This window comes from Novosphingobium barchaimii LL02 (genome assembly GCF_001046635.1).
In the GTDB taxonomy this organism is placed as follows: domain Bacteria; phylum Pseudomonadota; class Alphaproteobacteria; order Sphingomonadales; family Sphingomonadaceae; genus Novosphingobium; species Novosphingobium barchaimii.
This window is the reverse complement of sequence record NZ_KQ130458.1, coordinates 143,815-163,117: the sequence shown is the minus strand read 5'-3', so window position 1 is coordinate 163,117 and position 19,303 is coordinate 143,815. Positions and strand designations below refer to the sequence as shown.

Genomic DNA, 19,303 nt, shown 5'->3' with positions numbered 1-19,303 from the left:
CCTTCGGCAGCTCGGCCCGCGCCGCGTCTATCCCTCGCCGGCCCTATCCTTCGCCGGCATCGAGCGCGCGGCTGACGGTGAACTGAATCCACGCGCTCCGGCTGATCCCGCGCCGCTTGGCCGCAGCATCGACCTTGGCGAGAAGCGCGCGATCGAAACGCAGCATCACCGGCGACTTGCGCGGCTCGCCCCCCTGCCCCGCCTCGTCGGCCTCGGTCGCGATCGGCGCGGCCTCGGGCTTCGCCGCGCCAGCTATGAAGGCATCGGCCGCCGCCTCGTCGATCGGCGGCTTGGGCTTGCTGTTCGGTTTACGGGCGATAGCCATTAACACGCACTCCGATATTATCTTGATATACAAACCGCGCCGATCAGCGCCGTCAATTCGTCTATCGCCTTGGGGTCGCGCGGGGTCTGCTCGATAACCGCCCTGCCCTCGGCCGCCGCGTTCGGGAACGCCTTGCGCCGCACGATCGACGTGGGCAGCACTTCGATGCCGTCGATATCGCCGATCATCTCCAAGGCGGCTTCATTGTCGGCCCCTTGCGCGTCCGCGCCGTTCAGCACAGCGACGGCGCGCAAGCCCTCGTTGATCTCGCGCGCCTCGGCGACCAGCGCCGACACCTGATCGAGCGCCCACACGTCGAAGCTGCGCGGCTGCACCGGCACCAGGAGCGTGTCGGCGACGGTGAGCGCGGCGCGCAGCGAGCCGGTGTCGCGCCCGCCGACGTCGATGATGATATCGTCATATTTGCTGGCGAGCTGGCGGACCTGGCTGCGCAGCGCAGCGCCGGTGAGCGCCACGGCGGTATAGCCCGCTTGCCCAAGCCGCTCGGCGCGAAGCTGGGTGAAGGTGAGGGGGCTCTGTTGCAAAGATTGGCGGCAGTCAGAGGTAGGCTGTCGCTCTGCGCCGATCAGGCGGCTGCTGCGAAATGGTGGTTGAGCATGCCCATGGCCTCCGTCAGCGCCGAGGGCCCAATGCCAAAAGCTCTCTCCACAAGGCGCACCTCGCCCCTGATGCCGGGCTGCAGGCACCAGGGGCGAGCCTGTCCTTTGCGCAGGGCTCGCATGACTTCGAATCCCTTGATCGTGGCATAGGCCGTGGGGATCGATTTGAAACCGCGCACCGGCTTGATCAGTATCTTGAGCTTTCCGTGATCGGCCTCGATCACGTTATTGAGATACTTCACCTGCCGGTGGGCCGTCTCCCGGTCCAGCTTTCCTTCGCGCTTCAATTCGGTGATCGCTGCACCATAGCTCGGCGCTTTGTCGGTATTGAGCGTGGCAGGCTTTTCCCAGTGCTTCAGGCCTCGCAGGGCCTTGCCCAGGAACCGCTTCGCTGCCTTGGCGCTGCGGGTCGGCGACAGGTAGAAATCGATCGTGTCGCCCCGCTTGTCGACTGCCCGGTACAGGTAGGTCCACTTGCCCCGCACCTTGACGTAGGTTTCATCCAGGCGCCAGCTCGGATCAAAGCCACGCCGCCAGAACCAGCGCAGCCGCTTCTCCATCTCCGGGGCGTAGCACTGGACCCAGCGATAGATCGTCGTATGGTCGACCGAAATGCCGCGTTCCGCCAGCATTTCCTCAAGGTCGCGATAGCTGATCGGATAGCGACAATACCAGCGCACCGCCCACAGGATCACATCACCCTGGAAATGGCGCCACTTGAAATCCGTCATCGTTCCGTCCGTCCAATCTCCGCCAAGCATGCTCAAGCTTCACGATTTTTGCAACAGAGCCCGATCGGCGGCGAACGTAGCCAGATAGGGCCGCGCCTCGTCCGTGGCGATCCAGCGCCAGAAAGCATTGCCCTGGCCGAATAAGCCGCTCTCGAACATATCGAGCCGTGCTTGTGCGAAGTCGGTCAATTTGCGTCTCCTGACAATCGGGCGGTTCGGCAAAAAAAGGGAGGCCAAAGCCTCCCTTTGTCTTACTGGAACAGTTTGATGAAAGCGGGCGCGAGGCCAATGACTGCGAGGACGAAACCGACGCTGCCGATGACCCAAGTTTGCGCCGTCAGCTTGCTTTCGATTCCCTTGTTCGCCTCCTGAACCTTCACGGCGATATACTCCTCAATAGCCTCTACAACTTCCGCTGCGGCGTCGTCGGACAGATTAGCCGCTTTCAGTGCTCTAAACAATTTGATGTGCATCCGGTTCAGCGGCGCGGCGGCGTCGATCTGGTCGGCCATCGTCTCGATCACGCGCGCGCCCCATGCCCAACGGATAGCGCCGGAAGCATCCGAGTAATCGGATCCTCCGTCAGTTTAATTGCCCGAGCGGTTGCGCGACACGTCCGCATAAGGTTTGCGGCGGCACTGGCTGCACCGAAGCCGCGCGATGAGTTCGTATATGCGGGTATCGAAAGAAATGCGGCGTGAGCGGGCGAAGTCGCCCAGCGGGGCGACGACGCGGCGACCGCAAGCGCACTGGATGCGCAGATAGCAGCCTTGCCGATACCAGATAGGATCAATGGGCTTGGGGCGGTTGTAGTTCGCGGCCATTGGGCGCTTATGCGCCAAACGGAACAGGAGGGGAACGCGCCGCGCGCACGCCGGCTATTGGATTGGCAAGGGAAAAGGGCTATATAGGCAATGCTTCGTGTGCTGATTCATTTCACGCACCTACCTGAACCCGCCGTGCTGTCACACGGCGGGTTCAAACTTTTAGGGCGGGCGGCCCTGTCAGACCACCCGCCCCGCTGGATCAGCCCTTATCGGACTTCCCCAGCTTCACAATTGCAATCACGAGCGCGACGGCTGCGATCGTCAATTGAGCTGCTTCATATGCTGTCAAATCACATCACCTCCTTTGAGCGAGAGGATTTGCGAAAGGCCGCTGTCACAGTCCTTCGCCCTCGCTCGATGAAGGCTATACAACGGATTGACGACAATGCGCGCGAAACGCTCTTCACATTTTCGTGAAGCCATTGGATGATCGCCGGCGACCGTTGATGAAAAGGGGAAGCTATGGGCCTCGTATCGCAGGTTAGCGCCGATGACCGGGAAAGCGCATGGCGAATAGTCCGTCATCGCGAAATCATGGAACGACTGATTCCGCTTTGGGCCGTGCTCGGCGTTGCGCTGGTGTTGATGGGCGTGGACCTGGGCGGGCGTCTGCTGTGGACGCTGCCGATGATCGGATATGTCTTTGGGGTGATGGCGGTCGATCATGGCCCTGATTACCGCGCCGCGAATTATTGGGTGCCGGTCCTGGGAAGCCAAGCGGCGGCGCTGCTGCCTCTCATCACCAAATTCTAGATCTCTCTGGAGCGGTGGCAGCTGCCACCGCTCCACGCGCGTCAAGCTCTGCCCTCGAAGCGGGCGATCAGCTGCTCCGCTACGGAAGCAATTTCGGCGGGGTCGGCGGTTTGAGTGCAATCGCCGCCTACAACAGCGCCGAGCGTGCCGCCGTCCAGTTGGACAACGTGGACACGCCACACGTCGCGCCGGAGTTCGTATTGATCGGGAAGCGGCCTCTGCATGATTTCATGAAACACTAGGTCAACCCATTGGCGCGCGTCCGGATCGGAAGACGCATCGGCGTAGTCGGCGCGGCTCGCCATGACGCTGTATCGGTCGCCTAGCATGAATTGGCGTTCGCGCGCGCGCCGGTCCTGCTCGATCCGCGTTACGCGATCTTTTTCCGCCCGCTTCATCGCCTGTTTCATCCGAACATCGTCGGCGCTGCGCGTCAGCGCCGCCATGATGTTGGGGACGCGCGCGGGCATATAATGCCCCGCGCGCTCGGCCGCCTCGATCACAAATTGCAAATCGCTGATCTCGGTAGGCGAGAGGGTGACGCGAACGGCGCTCGCCGTGTTGCTGATTTTCATGGCTGCGGCTCCGGCTCTTCTTTCGCCTTGTAGGCGGCAAGGCCGATCCATGATCCGTTGTCGCCGCGAAACTGGCGCACAACATCGCCGCCGTCCCAATGGCCGGTGAAGATGCCGCGCCGGTTGATGCCGCCGACGGGGCGCGTGCGCGCCGCCAGAAGGCGGGCGCGGCGCGTGTCTCGATCTAGGTGGCGCATGGGTTGCATGGTCAATCCTTCCTATTCGCTGGCGGTGTCGAGGTTTGTGCCGATCTCGTCGGCGTCGAAGTCTTCAAGGGCTGAAATCGCGCTTTCCAGTTCGGAAACTGCGGCGTCCATCGCCTGCGCACGTTCGCTGTCCTCAAGGCTGGGTGGTAGATTCTCGCGGGCGGCCTGTTCGTCATCCTTGACGGTTTCAAGCATGTCGCGCGCCTCATCCAACAGGGCTTTGCCCTTGTCGATCAGCACGCGGGCGGCGGCGATCTGCTTGCGGCGTTCGCGGTTCATGCCTCTGCCCTCACGTCGCCGCTGTCGATCTGGAATCCTGCGCGGGCCAGCTCGTCACAAAGGGCGTGCTGCCTCTCTTCGCGGGTGCCGCTGGTGGCGATATAGCTGCATCGCCCCCAATGGAACGCGAAGCCTGCACGTTTCAGGCATCCGCGAAACCGCTGGTGGGTGCGGTCGCTCCAATCCAGTGTGCCCGCATAGTTGCGGAAAGCGGCGACGGCGCAGACGGAACCATAATTCTCATCACGCCAGCTAAGCTCGATAACCGGGGGCGATTTGGTCATGATGGCCTCCCTCAATATTCACTGGTTAGGAGAATGGTGAGCACGCGGGTTGTGGCATCGGGATTCCACGGTTCGGCGCTGCCAAATTCAAGATCGCGGTCGTAATAGTCGAACTTCCACATGACCGAGAGGGCTGGGCGCGTGCTGTCGTCAGTCCAGCGGGTATGCCATTGGCCGATCACATCGCGATAAAGGAAACCAGCGTCATGCTCGCCGTGCGGGTCGTTGTCGGGTGTGAAATCCTCAAAGCCTTCGATCATCTTGAGAATGTCGGTCTGCGTATTCTCGTCCAGCGCCGCGATGCCTTGCGTAATCACGGTGCGACAAGTCACGCCCATCGTTCGCCGCGCAATGTCGTTCAGCGCCGCGACGGTGGCGATCTGGTCAGTTGTCGCTTCCATTTTCCTCACTCCTTTAGGCGAAGCCGCTGCCTGCGGCCTGCGGCTCTGACCCGCTGGCGAAGCGCGGGATGGGGAGGGGGAAGCAAAATCGATGGGAGTGGTGCGGGCGGCACGGTTAGGGAGGCCCCGGCGCGCGCGAGCGCGCCGGAACTGGCCGAACTTGGCGTGCAACCCGGTCCTGTCGATTATGCTTCGGGAACGAAAGGGCGGGTGCCCTTGGTGTTCCCCGGTGGCAGCTGCCACCACTGGCAAGGCGCGGCCCTGGGCCGCTCGATCCTATGTGGCCCCTGTGCATTATCAGGACACGGATTCACGGTAGCGGTTTGATGAGCAGCGGCATGAGGCCGTTGGCGTCGAGATCGAGGTGATCGGACCAGACATAATCGCCGGTGAGATTGATGCGATCCCAACCCAACGGCGAGAGCCGGGACAGCATAGCTGGATCGATGGGGCTTCCTCGACGACGCATTTCGTCGACGGCGCGCCCCAGATAGCGACAGTTGAACAGGATAATCGCTGCGGTGACGAGGTTGAGCGCGGCCGCTCGGGTCTGCTGGTTCTCCAGGCCACGGTCGCGAAAACGGCCGAGCCGATGGAAGGCGACCGCCCGGGCAAGGCTGTTGCGGGCCTCGCCCTTGTTCAACTCGGCAGTGACGGTACGGCGCAGAGCCGGATCCTCGAACCAGCGGAGCGTGAACAGCGTGCGCTCGATCCGCCCGATCTCCCGCAGCGCCGCAGCGAGGCTGTTCTGCTGGCGGTAGGCGGACAGCTTCTTCAGGATCAACGATGGCGTGACGGTGCGGTGACGGATCGCGCCAATGACACGTTCAATATCGGGCCAGTGGCTGACGATCAGGTCCCGGTTGAGCCTGTGACCGAACAGTGGCGCAAGCCTGCCATAGCGCTTCGAGGGTTCGAAAGCGTAGAGGCGCCGGTCGGACAGGCGAGGAATGCGCGGCTCGAAATCGAGCCCGAGGAGATGCATCGTCGCGAATACGATGTCGGAAACGCCGCCTCCATCGACGTGCAGCGCGGTCAGATCGGCGTTGCTGTCATGGCCGAGGAGCCCATCGAGCGCATGGATGGCTTCTCCTGCCGTGCCGGCGATCACCGTCTGGTGCAGCGGCGCGTAGCGGTCGGTGATGGTGGTGTAGATCTTGACCACTGGGTCGCGACCATAATGGGCGTTGACCGCTCCGCCGGCTTCGCCCGGCCCGCCCAGGTAGAAGGCCTGGCCATCCGCGGAAGCCCGGTGTCCTTGCCCAAACCAGGCGGCGATCGGCTCGGCGTGGATGGCGTCGGTCAGACAGGCGAGCGCCGCCCGAAAGGTTTCCTCGCGCATGTGCCATGTCTGCATGCGCAGCAGCGCGCGGCGTGACCCTGCGCCGCATACCTCGGCCATGCGCGACAGCCCAAGATTGGTCGCTTCGGCAATCAGAGTGGCGAGGAAGGCCTGCTCATCGCCAGGCGGCAACCCGGTCGAGACGTGCCCGAAGTGCCGGGTGAAGCCGGTCCAGCGTTCGACTTGCGACAACACGTCGGTGATACGCGTGGCAGGCAGCATGTCGTAGCAGGCAAGCGTCAGGCGCCGTCCTTCGTCGTGCCTGGCATCATCGTCCTTCAGTTCCTTGGGAAATCGCAATCGCTCGCCAGCGAACAGGGCAGCATCGCGTCCGGCCAGATTGTGGGCGACGTCGCGCAAGGCGCTGTCGAGCTGCGCGGCGCGCTGATCGAGCCATGCGTGTGGATTACCGAGCGAGAACGGCGGTTGCAGCGCTGCGCCGGATAACGGCGCGAGCAGCACGTCCAGCGACCTGTGCAGCCTTGACCTCGGCACCCAGATATCACCCGAGGCCAGTGCATTGGTGAGCGCGCCGTAAGTCGCCATCTCCCAGTGCGTCCGGTCGATCTTGCCGGCGACCACGACATGGCGGTGCCAGCGCCGCTCGACATGACCGAGCGGAACGTCGGCAGGGAGGGGCTTGCGCCAGTCGCCATCAAGATTCGACAGGATCGCCATCGCGTCGCGCAATGCCGCGGTGCCGGCCCGACCGTGGAAATCGAGCGCTTGCAGGAATAGAGGCCCTGTTCGCTTGAAGGTCCGGTATTCGGCTGCGATCTCGCTCAGCACATCGTCCCTGTGAGGTGCCGCGGTACGACGGATGATTGCGGCATCAGCATCGAGCATGTCGAGAGGCACGATATCCCTGAGGGCCGCACCGATATCTCCGCCGGCGCGTGCTGCCTGGCTAACTGTTTCCAGCACAGTGGCGATCCGCATCAGCCGATCGCGGCCTTCGCGTCCCGAAATCGCGACCCTCTGCTCCAGGCGTTTGCGAGCACGAAGGTGAGCGCGTCCCATCAAGGCGCTGAACATGGCGATCGCCGCGTCGGTAAGCGTGGCCTCCATCTCGCGCAGCGTTGCAAGCAGGATGACCCGCCTGCGGGAGACGCGCATCTGTTGGAAAGCCTGGGCTGTATATCGCACGCCTTCGCGGGCGAACTGCGTCAGGCGGGGCTCGTGCAGGGGATCGACCGGAATGCTGGAAATACCGGTCCTATGGATTATCGCGACCTTCTCGAGGATTTCGGCAAGCGAGGCTGACGCGACGCGGGGCTCTGGTTCGCGCAGCCAGGACAAGCGGCTCTGCCGGTCATGTACCTTCTCATCGATCAGCATATCGAGACGCTGACGCATATCCGCATCGAGTTTAGCATCGACCGCGGCGACCAGATCGGTTTCCGTCCGAAGCATCGCCTCGGCCGCCATCCGCTCAACGACGCTGATGCCAGGGATGACGATGCGTCGCGTGCGCAGCTCGTCCAGCAATCGATCAAGCAAAATGCGCCCGTCCACGATAGCCATGGCTTCGGTTTCCAGCCAAGTCATCATGATGCCGCGCGCTGGCCGGCTCAGATCGGTGAATCCGAAGCGCGCCTTGATGGCGGCAAGCTGATCGTAGCGGGTCGGCGCTCGCCGCGCGAAGTCGGCGACGACGCCTGCATCCACTCCGACCTGTTCGGCGATGTGGTCGAGCATGATTGCAGGCAACAGCTCGCCTGTGCGCAGATGTCGCCCCGGATAGCGCAGGCAGCAGAGTTGCAGGGCATAGCTCAAGCGGGTCGCCGGAGTGCGTGCGAAGCCGATCGCAGCAAGGTCCTCGGCATCGAGGCCATGATGTCGCACCACCGCCGCCTCGCTGTCGGGCAAAGCAAGCAACGCGGCGCGCTGCCGCTGGGTCATCGGAATACGTGCGGGCATGTTTCATCCTCCAAAAACCTCTTGCCTTTTGTTGGCTTAGTGAAAGAGGATTGTGAAAGACCCAAGGCTGCGGAAATTGGTGCATGCTGTTTCCGCCTCCAGATACGGCCGTTTGTGAAAGGCAGGATTTGACCAGGGCACCCTATCTGATCGGCTATGCGCGGGTGTCGAAGGGTGACGAGCAGTCGAACGCCGCCCAGCGCCGCGCCCTCGACGCGGCTGGGTGCAGGCGCGTGTTCGAGGAAATTGCCAGTGGCGGGCGCTGGGACCGGCCAAAGCTCCTGGAGATGATCGGCCAGTTACGCGACAGTGACGTCGTCGTCGTCTGGAAACTCGACCGGCTATCGCGCAGCCTCAAGGATCTGCTGCACATTATGGAGCGGATCGAGGCGGCGGGCGCGGGCTTCCGCTCGCTGACCGAGGCGATTGACACCACCACGGCCGCAGGTCGCATGATGATGCAGATGGTCGGGAGCTTCGCCGAGTTCGAGCGCGCCATGATCCGCGAGCGCACCTCCGCCGGCCTCGCCCAGGCGCGCGCCGAAGGGCGGATCGGCGGACGCCGGCGCAAACTCGGCGAAAAGCAACGGCGCGAGATCGCGGAGTCCGTCATCTCCGGACGAAAATCCGGCGCCGAGATGGCGCGGCTCTATCATGTCAGCGAGCCGACCGTTTCGCGCATCGTCGCCGCGCACCGACAGACTATGGAGCTACCGGCATGAAACGCGGCCACGACCTGACCGGGCTGATGAAGTTCGCGACACGGCCCGAGTGGGCCGACGACCTGCATGACGCGCTCGACGATCATCTGGGGCCGGTTCTCACGCAGTTCGACATCGATTCCGACGAACTGCCCGGCATCATCGGGGATCACTGGGCCATGACCTTGTGGGGCTGCGCGTTCGAGGACCTGGTGACCCGCGTCTTCGAGCCCGATGGCCGCAACATCGTGGACGAATATCTCAAGCGCCGCGGATGGAACGAGGCCGGCCCCAACAAGCTCTACATGCGCGCGCTGAAGACCTCCGTCATGAGCGTCTATGAAGTCAGCGCGATCGAGCCCGGCGTCGGCTTCCTCGCGCGAGATCTGATCCGGGGCGGTGATCCCGTCCAGGTCCGCGAGCGCACCGCGTCCAGGACGCTGGGCCCGTGGGATCGGATCGGCGTGCGCATCATTCCGGTGAGCGGGCATAGGATCCTGGCAGGCGGCCTGCTGTCCTTTACAGCGGAAGCCACCAGCGCCCTTCTCGAGGCATTGCGCCTGGGACAGGGCAAGCGCGGCCCGCGCGCGAAACTAGTGATCGACGATGATCAACTGCGCGACCTGGCGCCGCTCATCTCGATGGTCTGGCTGTTCGACATCTTGCCCAGGATGCTCGAGCCTGTCGCCATCCCCACGCTGCATAACGCCGATGGCGAGGAGGTTGTTTTCCACCGTGTCCGTTTTCCGTTCACGCGGGGGACGACGCAGGCACTCATCGGCGACCGCCTCGATACCGTGCCCGCCCTGCAGCGGGAAACGTCACATTTCTGGAACTGGCTCGGCACCAGAACAAAACAGGGCAAGAAAGGCACCGGCCAGATGGCGTGGGGTGTGTCAATGGAAGACGGCACGCCGGTGCTTGGGAATCTGGAACTCAAGGGCCGCGCTCTGATCCTCTCCGTCACCTCGGCCGAACGTGCAGAACGCGGCGTTGCACTCGTCACCCAGGCGCTCGGCGCCCTGGTGGGAACACCTTTGACCGAGATCGAGACGATCGAACAGGCGATGGCTGCGCGTCAGGAAGGACGAACCGTGTCGGAGCCGGCACCGGACATCCCGGTCGAGGTCGCCACCCCGCTTGTCCACGGCATGCTCGATCGTCAATACCGGACACTCCTCGATGAGCCTGTCCCGATGCTCGGCGACAAAACGCCGCGACAATGCGCCGGCAGCAAGGCCGGACGCGACCAACTCGCCACGTGGCTAAAACATCTCGAAAATCTCAGTGGGAGACACGCTGACATCGATGATCCGATGGCGACGTACGACTTCGGGTGGATATGGCAGGAACTCGGGATCGAAGAACTGCGCCGGTGACGGCTTGACCCCGCAACGATGAAGGACATGCTGGCCGCCTGATAGACACTGGAGCCGCCTTCACCAACGGTGCCTGCGGATTTGTATTGCGCACGGCTGCTCGCAGGTGCAGCATGAGGATGCCTTTCAGGCATCCTCTCCTAAAACTATGGCCGGCCGTTGTGCCGGCCTTTTTGTGTGGCCGCGACGGCTTACGTAGCGCAATCCCTGGCAGAGAAGCTGGCGCCGACGTCCCTCAAGCTCGCCTACCGTGAATCTGTGGCCGAATAATGCACAGGGGCCGTATAGCCAAGAAAAAACCCTCCCGCAGAGCAGGAGGGTTTCTCACTTATCGCGATTTGAGAGGGTCGCGGATCAGAGCGTAAAGCGCAGACCGACCTGAAACAGCGAAGCCTTGGTTTTACCGAGGCGATATTCCACGTCCTCGTCCCCGAAGTTCAGCTTGCCGCTGCCGGTCTGACGATAGGTGTAATCGGCGGTCAGATCGATGCCCTTCGTCACCTTCACGGCTGCACCGGCGCGGAGCTGCCATGCGAAGCGAACCGAGCCGTCATCCTCGCCCAGCGCCTTGAGGTGTGAGCCGACCGCGCCGAGGCCCACGCCGACATAGGGCTTGAACGTGTTGCCGCCGAGCGGAATATCGTAGGTGACATTCGCCATCACGGCGAGCTGGCGCAGCTTAGCGACGGAGCCGTTGGTCGCGCTGATCGTGGTGCCGTTAATGTCAACGCCGTCCAAATCATCGACGCTGATAATGTCGAGTTCGCCAAGACCTTCGACAACATCGGAGAGGTCCTCGGCCGTGATCGCGGTGCCGTTCAGGCTCTTGAGCGTGATGCCCTTCACCTTGTTGCGCTGATAGGCCAGTTCGAGGCCGACGCGGACGCCGCCGAAATCATAGCCCAGCTCACCGCCAAAGGTTGCAGCGGACTTGGTGTTGAGCTTCGTGTCGAGGCGATTGTTCGGCTCGGACCATGTGTCGATGATGGCGAAATCGGGATTGTTGAGGTCAGCAACGCCGGTGCGAAGTTGGAAATACATACCCTTGTCGGCTTCATCCTGCGCGAAAGCAGGCGTAGCAAGAGCGGCAGACGCAAGAACGGCGCAAGTAATAATCTTCTTCATTAATAAACCCCCTAAGTAAACACGAAACATGACTAATTTTCGCGACCCTAGCGGGGGGGGGGTAACTGCTAAACTAAAAAATACAAGAAATATTTTGAGGTCAACTGAGTTTTTTCTAATATGTTGCGAAACCGCAACAATTTTCTCAATGGATTCATCACTATCCGCTAGGGCTGTCGCCCTGGCGGCCGAACAGGCGCGACCAGAAGCCGGGGCGGGAGCTGGGCTGCGAGACAGCGCGCTGATCGGTGAGGGCGAGCCGTTGGGCTTGCTCCCGCCAAGCGTTCCGTTCTTCACGCAGTTCGGCAACCTGCTCCCGCAACAGCCTGTTTTCAGCCTGTAAACCGGGGGTGTCACTGCCTGTTATGTTAGGCTGTAAAGGTTGCTGCACCCCATTTACAGGGGGCCAGACACGAAATAGCTCGACAGGTTCAATGCGCCATTCGCCGTTATCGGATTTTTCGGCGGAAACCCGGCCTGTCTTGATCGCCTTCATGAGCGTTTGGCGGGTGACACCGACCTTTTCGGATGCTTCTCTTAGGGTGATACCCATGATGTCACTCGCTGTTAAGTCGGCCTGTATAGTATCTATATATCGGTTGCATCGTCAGGGGGAGAGGCATCGGGCGCGCGGAGCCTGTTTCCTAGGCCGATGACGAGCTGGGATAGTTCCTCTTGCATCGCCGGATCGAGGTTCTGCTGTTCGGTGGCGGGCAGATCAGGCTCAATTCCATCTAGGAACGGTTGCGAAGGAGGGGGAAGTCCGTCGCCGTGCGGTAGCTGACGCTCACCTATCGGGGGAAGGCGGCGTAGTGGTTCTTGCTTGCCCAAAGTATCGCGGTCCGGCTGTTCGCTGTCGGAGACGACGACAGTTGCAGAAAATAGGCTGTATCTTAGCCCTTCACGTGGTCCAGACCAAACAACTCTATCGTTCAACACATATGCGTTGACAGTGCCGTTTTCACCAATCCGCCTGACTTCAATCCAATTTCCAGAAACAAGTGCAGTTATTGCTGTCTTAATAGTTGTAATTGATCTAACCCCTAGCAATTCTGCTAATGTCTTGTGACTTACTACAACAGCATTATTATCTCCGACCCGAGCGGCAAGCAGATGTAGTAAGGCCCCAGCCTTGGGGTTTGATGCGCTTAAGCGCGCCCAAGCCTCATGCGATGCACGGTCAGTCTGGACCCATCGGCTAGGCTGAGGCTTGGTGGCGGGCAAGGTGCGCGTATCTGTCACAGGGGTGTGACTCCAGTGTCGAGAAATCGGACATAGATTGGCTAGGGGCAGTCAATCTATGTCCGATTATCGCCAGAAAATTATCAAAAATCAACGTCAATTATCGACAATAAATTGGTGAAAATCGACAGACCCTAGCCAATCAGCTACTGGCTACCCCTAGCCAATCAGCTACTGGCTACCCCCCCCCGCCAACACATTGAAATTACGCAATAAAAAATCTCGCCCTTCTATATGATCTAAAGGGGGTGCAAGCGCGGACCTAAGCGCTGGCGAAGCAGCCCCTTTAGATAGGAACAAAAAGTGAACAATGAGCGCCGCTAATCGCGGCGCGCGTTATGGGTTGGAGACGCCCAGCTCATACGGTCGCATATTCCCGCAAAGGGCAGTTCCTACGGCAAAGTTCCTACGGGCTATCAGGGGGTGTAGGAGGCGATTTCCGGCCCGTAGGACGCAGGGAGGCGCTTGGGGGTGGCTTTTGTGCCATCCAAAGGCTCGGCGGCGCCCCTGCGGGACGCCAGAGGCAAATCGGAGTGAAGGAACTTGCGGGGGAGCAGTCAAAGAGGTATCATGTAACTTAGCATGATACCTATGGAGATTCACATGGCCGCGATCAAGCAAAGGGCTGACAAGGTAGATCGGCACCGCCAGCGGATGCGTGCGGCGGGGTTTCGGCCCGTCCAATTCTGGGTTCCCGACACGCGCGGGGCTGACTTCGCGGAGCGTGTGCGCCAGCAATGCTTGAAGTTGAAGGGCGACCCGGCGGAGCTGGACGCGCTGCGGTTTGTCGAGGAAGCGGCGGCGCAGGTCGAGGGCTGGCAGTGAAGCGAGGCGATATTGTCGCGGTTTCGTTGCAAGGTGACTACGGCAAGCCTCGCCCGGCCCTCATTGTGCAGTCGAATCTTTTGGCCGAGCTGGAAAGCCTCGTGATCTGCCCGATCACCAGCGCCGTGCGCGACGCTGCCTTTCGCATCACCGTCGAGCCGGACAACGCCAATGGGTTGCGTGTGCTCTCGCAGGTGATGGTGGACAAGCTCTCGACCCTGCCCCGCTCGAAAATCAGCAAGCCTTTCGGGCGGCTTGACGATGAGCGGATGAAGGCCGTGGACCGCGCCTTGCTCCTTGTCGTCGGGCTGATTTGAAGGGCGTCGGTCATTCCCTTGCCTGCAACGGCACCCAGTCGCCTTTGCACTTGCCTGTTTTGGCGTCCCATCGTGCGGTGCAGCCGTATAGCCGCTGTTCAATCTTGGGTTCCTTCGCCCACTGGTAGGCGAGGGCCGCGGCGAAGATCAGGCCCAGCCCGATCAGGGCGGCCGAGAGCCATTCCTTCAGCCGGTCCCACCATATCCCGGCACTGACCCGCTGGAGCTGCCCCGCCACGCGCTGGAGATCATCGACCGCCGTTCCCATCCGTTGCCCCCATTCGAGGCGCTGGCGGGCGTCCTGCTCGATCCGCTGGACCAGCGCGGCCGACTGCTGCGCGATCCCATCGGCCCCGGCCTGCCGCATCGCATCGAGCAGGACGCGATAATCCGCGCCGGGATCGGCAGGGGGCGGGGCGTCGAACTCAGCGGGGTCTAACGGGTCAGGCATCGGCGGGGCCGCCCTTGAAGGTCCAGCCATCGAACGCCTTGCGATCCTGATCGCGGCTGATCCGGCCCATCAGGTCATTGAGGCGGGATTCCCATGCGGGGTCTTTCATCGCGGCATCGAGGAGCAGGCCGCCGAGGATGATCTTGCGGCGGGCGTCCTGTTTGCGGTTCAGGGTGGCGGCGCGCGCTTCCAATGCCTGCAACCGGGCCTTGGCCTGTTCGACCTTGCGGCGGGCGTTTTCGATAGCCTCTGGCGTCGGAGCGGCCATGCACAATCCTTTCGCTGAGTGATATTGATAGCACCGGACCCGACTGAACGAAAGAGAGGAAGGGCGCACTTATGCAAACTTGCGTTTGCGTGCGGGAGGGGATACCCCTCCACCCCAGCGGGCTATCGCCCGCGCCATGCTCCCGCATGGCAAGGTAGGGCGCGGCGATGGCGAGTTTCCATCTTGCGGTGAAGGCGATAGGCCGTTCCGCCGGTCGCAGCGCGACGGCGGCGGCAGCCTATCGTGCGGGCGTCGAAATCACGGACGAGCGCACCGGCCTCGTCCACGATTACACCCGCAAGCAGGGCGTCGAGCATAGCGAGCTGATGTTGCCGACCGACGCGCCGGAGTGGGCGGCCGACCGCGAGCGGCTATGGAACGCGGCCGAGCTGGCGGAGACGCGCAAGAACGCGACCGTGGCGCGGGAATATGAAATCGCGCTGCCCGTCGAGCTGTCGGCCGACGAGCGCCGGGAGCTGGCCTTGGGCCTCGCGCGGGAAATCAGCGAGCGGCATGGGGTGGCGGTGGACGTGTCGATCCATGCACCTGGTCGCGAGGGCGACCAGCGCAATCACCATGCCCACCTGTTGACGACGACGCGCCGCCTTGGCCCTGAGGGGCTGGGGGAAAAGACGCGCGAGCTGGACCAGAAGCAGAGCGGCGAGGTCGAGCGGTGGCGGGAACGATGGGCCGAGATGCAGAATCGGGCGCTGGAACTGGCGAACGTCCCCGACCGGGTGGACCATCGCAGTCACCAGCGGCAGGGGATCGAGCAGGAACCCACCGTGCATATGGGGCCGAGTGCGACGGCGATGGAGCGGCGGGCCGAGCAGGTGGCCGCGCGGGAAGGGCGGGCCTATGAGCCGGTGACGGCGGTAGGTCAGCACAACGCCGGCGTCGTCGAGCGGGCCGGCCTGCGCCAGTATATCGAGCGCGGGACGGAATGGCTGCGAGACATGGGGCAGCGGATCGCGGGCAGGCTGCACGATGTTGCGGCCAGCTTGAGCGGTGCGGTCGAGCGCGATCGGCGCGAGGCGGCCGAGGTGCAACTCGCCCGCGAAGCGCAGGAGCGTCTAGCCGCCGATCGCGCCCGTCAGGAAGCGCAGGAGCGCCAGCAGGTGCGGGAACGCGAGCGGGTGGCCGAGAAGTTCAATACCATCGCCGGGAAGCGCGAGGCGGGCGCGCATGGCTATGGCGACCATAACAGCGACTGGAAGGCGACCCCGGAAGCGCTCCGCAAGGCGGTGGACGCCTATAACGGGGCCAACCAGCACACCAAGGATCTTTATATCGAGCAGATCCAGCGTGAACCGAAAATGGCGCGCGCCGTGGGTCAGCTCATCGGTGAGCGGGAGCTGATCCTGCAACGCGACCGGGGCATGAGCTTGTGACGGCGATATACGATCCGATCATATATGATTCGGTCGCATATGATCGGATCGTATAGGCCTCTGTACATTATTCGGACACAGATTCACGGTAGCGGCTTGATGAGCAGCGGCATGAGGCCATCGGCATCGAGGTCGAGGCTCTCGGACCAGATATAATCGCCGGTGAGATTGATGCGGTCCCATCCCAGCGGCGACAATCGGGACAGCATGGCGGGATCGACAGGTGTGCCGCGGTGCCGCAGTTCATCGACGGCACGACCGAGATAGCGGCAGTTGAAAAGAATGATGGCGGCCGTGACGAGGTTGAGCGCTGCCGCGCGGGTCTGCTGGTTCTCCAGGCCACGGTCGCGAAACCGCCCGAGCCGATGGAAGGCGACAGCGCGGGCCAGGCTGTTGCGTGCCTCGCCCTTGTTGAGTTCGGCGGTGACCGTCCGGCGCAGATCGGTGTCGTCGAACCAGCGCAGCGTGAACAGTGTGCGCTCGATCCGTCCGACCTCCCGAAGTGCCGCAGCAAGACTGTTTTGTTGACGATAGGCGGACAGCTTCTTCAAAATGGGGTGACTACACGAAAGTGACGCATCCGCACGCTAAGCGCGAACGTATGGTGAACGTCACGCGGCAAGTAGGGAGTTGACGGCGCGCAGCGGTCGCAAGGCGTCCGGATCGGGTTGATCTTCAACATTCCAGCTATAGTCACCGGTCAGCGAGATATGCTCCCAGCCCAATGGCGCGATGTGGCGTGCGATTTCGTCGGCTGTGCCGATGTCCGCCAGCGCCATTTCGAGATAGCGAGTGTTCCACAAGATGATGGCGGCGACGAGCAGGTTGAGGCCGGAGGCGCGATAGGTCTGGTTCTCGAACCGACGATCGCGCAGTTCGCCGAGCTGGTTGAAGAAGAGCGCGCGGGCGAGCGCGTTGCGGGCTTCGCCTTTGTTGAGGCCCGCCTGGGTGCGCCGGCGCAGGTCGATGTCGCGCAGCCAGTCGAGCATGAAAATCGAGCGTTCGAGGCGGCCCAGCTCGCGTAGTGCGAGGGCCAGTCCGTTCTGTCGCGGATAGGCGGACAAGCGGCGCAGCATTGCCGAAGCAGTGACGGTGCCGGTGCGGATCGACGTGGCGAACCGCAGCAGTTCGTCCCAATGCGCCGCGACATGACCCAATGCGATCGGTTCGGCCGTCATGCCGGCAAGCAAGGGGCCGGATTCTTGGCCGGGAAGGAGGTGTAAACGACGCTCCTTGATGTCGCGCAGGCGCGGCGCGAAGCGGTAGCCGAAGAAGGGCATGAGGCCGAACACATGGTCCGATGCCCCGCCTGTATCGGTGTAGTGCTCCTCAATCGTCAGGCCGGTCTGATGATACAGCAAGCCATCCAGCACATAAGGCGCTTCGCCGGCAGTCGCCGCGATCACCCTGCTCGCGAAGGGATCATATCGATCCGAGACATGGGTGTAGAAGGCGACGCCCGGTTCGTTGCCGCTGCGTGCGTTGATGTCGCCGATCGCGGCCCCACGACCGCCAGCGTGAAATTGCTGTCCGTCGCTCGACGAAGTGGTGCCGTCTCCCCACAGCGCGGCGAGTGGCATGGCGCGATGGGCGTCGATCAGCCTTCCCAGCGCTTCGCCATAAGCGGCCTCGCTAATATGCCAGTCGTGAAGATGGGCGAGCTGACGCAGACTTGCGCCCCGGCAGGTTTCCGCCATGCGTGTGAGGCCGAGATTGATGCCATCGGCGAGGATGACCGTGAGCAGCGCATTGCGATCGTCGGCTTCCCGGCCCGAACGACGATGGATGAAGCATTCGCTGAACCCGGTCCAGGCATCGACCTCCAGCAGAAGATCGGTGATCTTCACGCGCGGCAGTCGATCATAGGCGGCGCGACGGGCAATCTCGGTGGCGGGCGGTGTTGCCGCCTTCAGCGGCGAGATGATGAGACCGTTTTCGTCAAGCTTAACCTGGGGCAGCTCCCCTTGCCGTGCAAGGACCGTTACCTGCTCGATCGCCGTGTCGAGCCTGGTGCGCCGTTCCTCGATATGGCGCTCGAAATCCGTTTCGATGGCGAGCGGCAACGGCCCCTTCTCGCGCAGCGCCGCAAAGGTCGCCGGCGGTATGAGATAGCTGTCGAAATCGCGAAACTGCCGGCTTCCCGCGACCCATATATCCCCGGCTCGCAACCGCTCGCGTAGTTGCGACAAGGCGCATAGTTCATAAGCGGCACGATCAACGATGCCATCCCGCAGGACGAACGGGCGCCATGCGGGCGGCACAAAGCGTAGCGGCACGCGATCAGGCAAGCGCCGTTTGCCGGTCCGGTATAGCTCCGCGATGATGGTAAGCGCCGACAGGAGTCCCTGCACCGCACCGGCGCCGCGAAATTCGAAGGTGTTGAGAAAGGCACCGGCAAAGAGCTTCACCGTGCGATGCCGCTCGATCAATTCAGCGGTGCGATCGACGGTTTCCGGTCGCCCGAGTACTTCGGCCCGCGCGACCGCCACGGCGAAGCGCTGCCAATCCAGCGCCTCGATCTGCGCCAGAGAGTCCACACCGTTGGTGCGCGCTTCGATGAGAATGCGGCAAGACCCTGTGAGCGTCCGGAGATGGCCTTGCAACTCGCGCACCGTCTTGAGGGCTTTGTCACGGGTCCGGTTCTCGGCGCGACGCGACATGCTGCCCAACAGCTTGTCGAACATCGTCAGGGTGGCATCGGTCAGGCTTTCCTCAAGACGGATGCCCTGCGCCGCCAGCGTCGCATGGCGGCGCAGGGCATTGAGTTCGCCAAGGTGCTGGGGTGTGATCCGGCTGCCTTCGTCCGCCAGCCTGTCAAAAGTCAAAGCCGGGATCATGTCGGCACGGGCGCGATCGAGATCCAGCGCGCGGATATGAGTGAGCCGTTCGATCAGGCGTAGGATGTTGCGCGCTGCCGGCGACTGTGGTGCATTGCGCAGCCAGGATAGCCATGTCGCGGCTTGCCCTGTTCGTCGGGCCAGCAGATCGTCCAGCCCCTGCAGCGTATCGGGCCGCAGGCCGTTCGTGAGCACTTCATAGGTAAGCTGTTCGGCCTGCTGGCGAGCACGCCGGAGTACCGCTTCGAGAACCGATGAAGAAGGCAGGAGGATCTGCCGGCGCCGAAGTTCGTCAACGATGACCCCCGCCATCTGGCCGGGGTGGACGATGGTCTGTGCGATCGGGATCGAGAATGCGACAACTTCGTGGAAAGCCTTGCGGTCGAAAATCCTGAACCCGTGCGATCGTCGGATTTCAACGAGATGTTCGCGACGGGTCTGGTCCCGATGGGCGGCTCTGTTGCAAAAATCGTGAAGCTTGAGCATGCTTGGCGGAGATTGGAC

23 protein-coding genes and 1 pseudogene are annotated in these 19,303 nt (G+C 62.6%); 6 read left to right on the top strand and 18 right to left on the bottom strand.

What is annotated here, in order from left to right:
• Window positions 1-43 precede the first annotated feature (43 nt).
• The 6 genes from V474_RS21380 to V474_RS21360 form a co-directional block, all read right to left on the bottom strand.
• Window positions 44-325 carry a hypothetical protein gene (locus tag V474_RS21380; protein ID WP_059153302.1) on the bottom strand — a complete coding sequence of 94 codons (282 nt, stop codon included), beginning with the start codon at window positions 323-325 and terminating at the stop codon, window positions 44-46.
• 17 nt (window positions 326-342) lie between these two features.
• A complete protein-coding gene (locus V474_RS21375; RefSeq protein ID WP_236711376.1) occupies window positions 343-801 on the bottom strand; it encodes an AAA family ATPase in 459 nt (152 codons plus the stop codon).
• Window positions 802-911: 110 nt separating this feature from the next.
• Window positions 912-1,676, bottom strand: a complete 765-nt coding sequence (locus V474_RS21370) for an IS6-like element IS6100 family transposase (RefSeq protein WP_001389365.1) — start codon at window positions 1,674-1,676, stop codon at window positions 912-914.
• A 39-nt stretch (window positions 1,677-1,715) separates the two neighbouring features.
• Window positions 1,716-1,865 (bottom strand): hypothetical protein, encoded by a 150-nt coding sequence (locus V474_RS26330; protein WP_169795121.1) that lies wholly within the window; start codon window positions 1,863-1,865, stop codon window positions 1,716-1,718.
• Between the two features lie 62 nt (window positions 1,866-1,927).
• Window positions 1,928-2,200 (bottom strand): hypothetical protein, encoded by a 273-nt coding sequence (locus V474_RS21365; protein ID WP_236711375.1) that lies wholly within the window; start codon window positions 2,198-2,200, stop codon window positions 1,928-1,930.
• Window positions 2,201-2,263: 63 nt separating this feature from the next.
• Entirely contained in the window at window positions 2,264-2,500 is a 237-nt protein-coding gene (locus V474_RS21360; protein WP_008831822.1) for a hypothetical protein, read from the bottom strand.
• Window positions 2,501-2,965: 465 nt separating this feature from the next.
• On the opposite strand from V474_RS21360, the gene V474_RS21355 reads away from it, so the two are divergent.
• Entirely contained in the window at window positions 2,966-3,256 is a 291-nt protein-coding gene (locus V474_RS21355) for a hypothetical protein (protein WP_008831821.1), read from the top strand.
• A gap of 41 nt (window positions 3,257-3,297) precedes the next feature.
• Here V474_RS21355 and V474_RS21350 read toward each other — a convergent pair whose 3' ends face one another.
• From V474_RS21350 to V474_RS21325, 6 genes are all read right to left on the bottom strand, one after another.
• On the bottom strand, window positions 3,298-3,831 hold the full coding sequence (locus tag V474_RS21350) for a hypothetical protein (protein WP_037520606.1): 534 nt from the start codon (window positions 3,829-3,831) through the stop codon (window positions 3,298-3,300).
• A complete protein-coding gene (locus tag V474_RS21345) occupies window positions 3,828-4,028 on the bottom strand; it encodes a hypothetical protein (protein WP_020819821.1) in 201 nt (66 codons plus the stop codon). Before V474_RS21345 ends, V474_RS21350 begins: the two co-directional genes overlap by 4 nt.
• A gap of 21 nt (window positions 4,029-4,049) precedes the next feature.
• Window positions 4,050-4,316: a hypothetical protein gene (locus V474_RS21340; protein ID WP_008831641.1), complete on the bottom strand. Its 267-nt coding sequence runs from the start codon at window positions 4,314-4,316 to the stop codon at window positions 4,050-4,052.
• Entirely contained in the window at window positions 4,313-4,600 is a 288-nt protein-coding gene (locus tag V474_RS21335; protein WP_030541545.1) for a hypothetical protein, read from the bottom strand. The genes V474_RS21340 and V474_RS21335 overlap by 4 nt, the downstream gene beginning before the upstream one ends.
• An 11-nt stretch (window positions 4,601-4,611) precedes the next feature.
• On the bottom strand, window positions 4,612-5,001 hold the full coding sequence (locus V474_RS21330; protein ID WP_021223019.1) for a DUF3768 domain-containing protein: 390 nt from the start codon (window positions 4,999-5,001) through the stop codon (window positions 4,612-4,614).
• 310 nt (window positions 5,002-5,311) lie between these two features.
• A complete protein-coding gene (locus V474_RS21325) occupies window positions 5,312-8,263 on the bottom strand; it encodes a Tn3 family transposase (RefSeq protein ID WP_228168062.1) in 2,952 nt (983 codons plus the stop codon).
• Window positions 8,264-8,346: 83 nt separating this feature from the next.
• Here V474_RS21325 and V474_RS21320 point away from each other — a divergent pair, with 83 nt between their 5' ends.
• Window positions 8,347-8,985 carry a recombinase family protein gene (locus tag V474_RS21320; RefSeq protein ID WP_059153301.1) on the top strand — a complete coding sequence of 213 codons (639 nt, stop codon included), beginning with the start codon at window positions 8,347-8,349 and terminating at the stop codon, window positions 8,983-8,985.
• Window positions 8,982-10,343, top strand: a complete 1,362-nt coding sequence (locus V474_RS21315) for a hypothetical protein (protein ID WP_007683476.1) — start codon at window positions 8,982-8,984, stop codon at window positions 10,341-10,343. The genes V474_RS21320 and V474_RS21315 overlap by 4 nt, the downstream gene beginning before the upstream one ends.
• Window positions 10,344-10,697: 354 nt before the next feature.
• Here the strand turns inward: V474_RS21315 and V474_RS21310 are convergent, their stop codons facing one another.
• Window positions 10,698-11,468 (bottom strand): outer membrane beta-barrel protein, encoded by a 771-nt coding sequence (locus V474_RS21310; protein WP_037493360.1) that lies wholly within the window; start codon window positions 11,466-11,468, stop codon window positions 10,698-10,700.
• Window positions 11,469-11,628: 160 nt separating this feature from the next.
• Window positions 11,629-12,021, bottom strand: coding sequence for a hypothetical protein (locus V474_RS25190; protein ID WP_013044867.1), 393 nt, complete (start codon window positions 12,019-12,021; stop codon window positions 11,629-11,631).
• 1,292 nt (window positions 12,022-13,313) lie between these two features.
• Here V474_RS25190 and V474_RS21300 point away from each other — a divergent pair.
• A complete protein-coding gene (locus V474_RS21300) occupies window positions 13,314-13,535 on the top strand; it encodes an antitoxin MazE family protein (RefSeq protein ID WP_013044873.1) in 222 nt (73 codons plus the stop codon).
• Entirely contained in the window at window positions 13,448-13,852 is a 405-nt protein-coding gene (locus tag V474_RS21295) for a type II toxin-antitoxin system PemK/MazF family toxin (RefSeq protein ID WP_236711374.1), read from the top strand. The genes V474_RS21300 and V474_RS21295 overlap by 88 nt, the downstream gene beginning before the upstream one ends.
• 10 nt (window positions 13,853-13,862) lie before the next feature.
• On the opposite strand, the gene V474_RS21290 is transcribed toward V474_RS21295, so the two are convergent.
• Complete coding sequence (locus tag V474_RS21290) at window positions 13,863-14,303, bottom strand: hypothetical protein (RefSeq protein ID WP_013044871.1); 441 nt, start codon at window positions 14,301-14,303, stop codon at window positions 13,863-13,865.
• Window positions 14,296-14,571 (bottom strand): hypothetical protein, encoded by a 276-nt coding sequence (locus tag V474_RS21285; RefSeq protein WP_013044870.1) that lies wholly within the window; start codon window positions 14,569-14,571, stop codon window positions 14,296-14,298. The genes V474_RS21290 and V474_RS21285 overlap by 8 nt, the downstream gene beginning before the upstream one ends.
• Window positions 14,572-14,738: 167 nt before the next feature.
• Between V474_RS21285 and mobQ the strand changes: the two genes are divergently transcribed.
• Complete coding sequence (mobQ, locus tag V474_RS21280; protein WP_013044869.1) at window positions 14,739-15,962, top strand: MobQ family relaxase; 1,224 nt, start codon at window positions 14,739-14,741, stop codon at window positions 15,960-15,962.
• An 83-nt stretch (window positions 15,963-16,045) separates the two neighbouring features.
• On the opposite strand, the pseudogene V474_RS21275 reads toward mobQ, so the two are convergent.
• Window positions 16,046-16,516 (bottom strand): annotated as a pseudogene (locus V474_RS21275) (Tn3 family transposase); the annotation flags it as partial.
• Window positions 16,517-16,573: 57 nt separating this feature from the next.
• A complete protein-coding gene (locus V474_RS21270; protein WP_082699941.1) occupies window positions 16,574-19,285 on the bottom strand; it encodes a Tn3 family transposase in 2,712 nt (903 codons plus the stop codon).
• Between the last annotated feature and the right edge of the window lie 18 nt (window positions 19,286-19,303).

Excerpts from the sequence above, each read along its gene's own strand:
- V474_RS21380 (WP_059153302.1), bottom strand. The coding sequence starts at position 325 with ATGGCTATCGCCCGTAAACCGAACAGCAAGCCCAAGCCGCCGATCGAC.
- V474_RS21370 (WP_001389365.1), bottom strand. The coding sequence starts at position 1,676 with ATGACGGATTTCAAGTGGCGCCATTTCCAGGGTGATGTGATCCTGTGG.
- V474_RS21360 (WP_008831822.1), bottom strand. The coding sequence starts at position 2,500 with ATGGCCGCGAACTACAACCGCCCCAAGCCCATTGATCCTATCTGGTAT.
- V474_RS21355 (WP_008831821.1), top strand. The coding sequence starts at position 2,966 with ATGGGCCTCGTATCGCAGGTTAGCGCCGATGACCGGGAAAGCGCATGG.
- V474_RS21350 (WP_037520606.1), bottom strand. The coding sequence starts at position 3,831 with ATGAAAATCAGCAACACGGCGAGCGCCGTTCGCGTCACCCTCTCGCCT.
- V474_RS21345 (WP_020819821.1), bottom strand. The coding sequence starts at position 4,028 with ATGCGCCACCTAGATCGAGACACGCGCCGCGCCCGCCTTCTGGCGGCG.
- V474_RS21340 (WP_008831641.1), bottom strand. The coding sequence starts at position 4,316 with ATGAACCGCGAACGCCGCAAGCAGATCGCCGCCGCCCGCGTGCTGATC.
- V474_RS21335 (WP_030541545.1), bottom strand. The coding sequence starts at position 4,600 with ATGACCAAATCGCCCCCGGTTATCGAGCTTAGCTGGCGTGATGAGAAT.
- V474_RS21330 (WP_021223019.1), bottom strand. The coding sequence starts at position 5,001 with ATGGAAGCGACAACTGACCAGATCGCCACCGTCGCGGCGCTGAACGAC.
- V474_RS21325 (WP_228168062.1), bottom strand. The coding sequence starts at position 8,263 with ATGCCCGCACGTATTCCGATGACCCAGCGGCAGCGCGCCGCGTTGCTT.
- V474_RS21320 (WP_059153301.1), top strand. The coding sequence starts at position 8,347 with ATGCTGTTTCCGCCTCCAGATACGGCCGTTTGTGAAAGGCAGGATTTG.
- V474_RS21315 (WP_007683476.1), top strand. The coding sequence starts at position 8,982 with ATGAAACGCGGCCACGACCTGACCGGGCTGATGAAGTTCGCGACACGG.
- V474_RS21310 (WP_037493360.1), bottom strand. The coding sequence starts at position 11,468 with ATGAAGAAGATTATTACTTGCGCCGTTCTTGCGTCTGCCGCTCTTGCT.
- V474_RS25190 (WP_013044867.1), bottom strand. The coding sequence starts at position 12,021 with ATGGGTATCACCCTAAGAGAAGCATCCGAAAAGGTCGGTGTCACCCGC.
- V474_RS21300 (WP_013044873.1), top strand. The coding sequence starts at position 13,314 with ATGGCCGCGATCAAGCAAAGGGCTGACAAGGTAGATCGGCACCGCCAG.
- V474_RS21295 (WP_236711374.1), top strand. The coding sequence starts at position 13,448 with ATGCTTGAAGTTGAAGGGCGACCCGGCGGAGCTGGACGCGCTGCGGTT.
- V474_RS21290 (WP_013044871.1), bottom strand. The coding sequence starts at position 14,303 with ATGCCTGACCCGTTAGACCCCGCTGAGTTCGACGCCCCGCCCCCTGCC.
- V474_RS21285 (WP_013044870.1), bottom strand. The coding sequence starts at position 14,571 with ATGGCCGCTCCGACGCCAGAGGCTATCGAAAACGCCCGCCGCAAGGTC.
- mobQ (WP_013044869.1), top strand. The coding sequence starts at position 14,739 with ATGGCGAGTTTCCATCTTGCGGTGAAGGCGATAGGCCGTTCCGCCGGT.
- V474_RS21270 (WP_082699941.1), bottom strand. The coding sequence starts at position 19,285 with ATGCTCAAGCTTCACGATTTTTGCAACAGAGCCGCCCATCGGGACCAG.